This is a genomic window from Ideonella sp. P3_A4, assembly GCF_056403075.1.
The window spans coordinates 1-2,597 of record NZ_JBFUGE010000758.1 but is presented as its reverse complement, the minus strand read 5'-3'; the positions used below and the strand labels follow the sequence as shown (position 1 = coordinate 2,597).

General features: G+C 66.9%; 2 protein-coding genes. Both read right to left on the bottom strand.

Translation table 11 applies throughout. From position 1 onward, the window contains the following. Positions 1-1,420 (bottom strand): G8 domain-containing protein (locus tag AC1DYI_RS32295; protein WP_477208200.1); only part of this gene is annotated, 1,420 nt, incomplete at its 3' end. A 214-nt stretch (positions 1,421-1,634) separates the two neighbouring features. After that, positions 1,635-2,573: a DMT family transporter gene (locus AC1DYI_RS32290; protein WP_477208201.1), complete on the bottom strand. Its 939-nt coding sequence runs from the start codon at positions 2,571-2,573 to the stop codon at positions 1,635-1,637. Positions 2,574-2,597: the final 24 nt, after the last annotated feature.

Sequence of the window (2,597 nt, the reverse complement as noted above, 5' to 3'; positions counted from 1 at the left end):
GCGCATAGCGTTGCGAGGCGATCGAACCCTGGGTCGTCTCCGGATGGGCGACGTTGTCGTCCACCGGCACCCACTCCAGCAACATGCCCGGGCCGTGCGACGAGTGCACGGTGTTGTTCTCGACCACGCCCAGCGGCGTGTAGCGCGGCCAGGTCTTGACCGTGCGCGACAGGCCCAGCGGATGCAGCGGGAACGACAGCCAGACGCCATTGCCCTGGGCGTCGCCGGCCAGGTTGTTGGTCAGCGTGTTGTCCGGGTTCGTCATCCAGAAGCCCGACGGGCCGCCCTGGRAGACTTCCGGGCCTTCGTGGGCCTTCATCAGGTTTTTCGCTGTCGGCGAGCGCATCTTGAGCGCCAGGTTGCCGTCGAAGACATTGCGGCGCTCGACTGCGTCTTCGAGGAAGAACGCGTGGCCCTTGATGTCGTAGCAGATGTTGTTCTGTACCGTGACACCATTTGTAGCGTGGAGCACCACACAGCGGTTAGCTGAATTCCAGATCGCGCTGTTGCGGATGTAGTGGCCAGTGGCGTCGCCCAGCTCGGTGCCGGTGCCGACGTCGTAGCTCAGCAAGTGCCAGTGCATCGGGTAGCGGCCCAGCTGGCCGGCCTGGCCGACGCGGCGGAACTCGACGCCGTCGATCTGCACCTGCGACTTCAGGCTCATCACCATCACGTGAGCGCCGAAGCCCTGGCTGCTCCAGGCGGTGTCGTCTGCGCCCTGGATCACGATGCGGCGGCTGAGGTTGCCCACGGCGGCGCGTTCGTCGAGCGAGGTCGGCGCCGGCGCGGCGGGTGGCGAGTAGTTCGAATCGGCCGTCAGCGACATGCCGTTGGCCGTCGGGTACTGCAAGCGGCCCCAGCGCGACTTGACGAGGCCGGCGGTGGTGTTGACCGTGGCACCGCTGGCCGAGGCCAAGGTGAAGGACTCGCTGGCCGAGACGCCATAGTGATCAGTGGGCGCCACGACGATCTGGTCGCCCGCTTTCCAATCTACCGTTTGTTTCAATTGAAACTGTTTTGTACCAACTGCGGCGTGCTGATTGAGCTTTGTCCAGCCCGGTTGGGGCGAAACACCGTACATCAGCAGCTTGCCGCCGCTGACGCGCAGGCCGCGCGAAGCGCCGTCGGTGCCGCCCGGAGCGCCGGTCAAGGTGATGATGGCCTTGTGCGCGAAGGGCGCTGCGGCGGTGCCGGCCTGCAGCGTGCCGATCACGTTGATTGACGCTGCGGTGAGCGACACGTCCTTCTCGGCCAGGCGCAAAGCGCCCTCGATTCGAAGGTCTGCCAGCTTGTGGGTCGCGGTGTCCAGCACCACGGTCTTCCCTGCGGGAATCACCACTGCAGCGCCATCGGGCGGGACGGTGCCGCCCCAGGTCTGCGGGTCGGACCAATTCACATGCTCACTGACCTGCTGGGGCACTTCGTCAGGAGCGGCGTTTGCTGTCTCAGAGCCATCGCCACCGCCCCCGCCGCAAGCGGACAGGGCGGCGGCAAAACTTGCCGCCAAAAGGCGGCGGCGGACGAAAGGAGCGGTCAGGTCACAGGTGTGCATTGGGGCGTATCCAGTCAAGGCCGGCGGATACTAAGCCAGCCACCTGTGACAAATTCTTCGAAAAACCAAGCTTAGCGTTGCGTTATTCGACAGTTCCACGGTCTGGCCATGTCGCGAGTAGCAATCCGACAAGGGCAAGGATGAGTGCGCCTGCCTGGGCGGCAGCCAGGTTTTCACCAAGGAACACGACCCCCACGAACGTGGCTGCGACCGGCAGCATCACGCTGAAAACGCCTGCCTGCGGCGCGGGCACGCTGCGCAGCCCTTGCATCCACAGCCATACGGTGACGACACTGGCGGCCAGGGCGTAGAACAGCAGCAGCCACCAAGTGGCGAACGACACCTGCGCGAAGTCGAAGTGCCAGGCCTGCCACGCGCCAAAGGGCGTGACGAGCCCCAAGCCCCACAGGTTGATCAGCGAGCTGATGCGGCGCGGCGAGACCTGCGCGGTCAGGCGCTTGCCGATGACCACGTACGACGCCTCGCAGACCACGGCACCCAGCAGCAGCGCATAGCCCMACAGCGGTTCCTGGCCGAGGGCTGCTCCGCCCGCCCCATGCGCGCCTGAGCGGCCCAGCGCCAGCCAGCCGATGCCCGCCACGGCGCAGACGATGCCGCCACCCACGCGCCGGCCGATGCGCTCGCCCAGGAAGGCCCAGGACATCAAAGCGACGGCCGCCGGGATGGCCGCCATCACCACGCCGGCGGCCACCGCCGAGGTGGCGGCCACGCCGAAGAGCATGCAGATCGAGAACAGGAAGTTGCCGAGAAAGCTTTCCCAGAAGAGCAGCTTGCGGTCGTGCGGCGACAGCGCCGTTTCACCAGGCTGCCGGCGCACCCAACCGGCCATCGCCACTGCGGCGATGCCGAAGCGCAACCAGGCCAGCAGGAAGACCGGTAGCGCGGCGACCAGCGTGCGCGACAGGCCCACGTAGCTGCCGACCAGCGTCATGCTGGCCGCCAGGCAGCCATAGGCCAGCCAGGGCGAGTGGTGGCGGGAGGTGGACGGTACGGCGCTCATCAGCGGCGCGGCCTGCCGGATGCG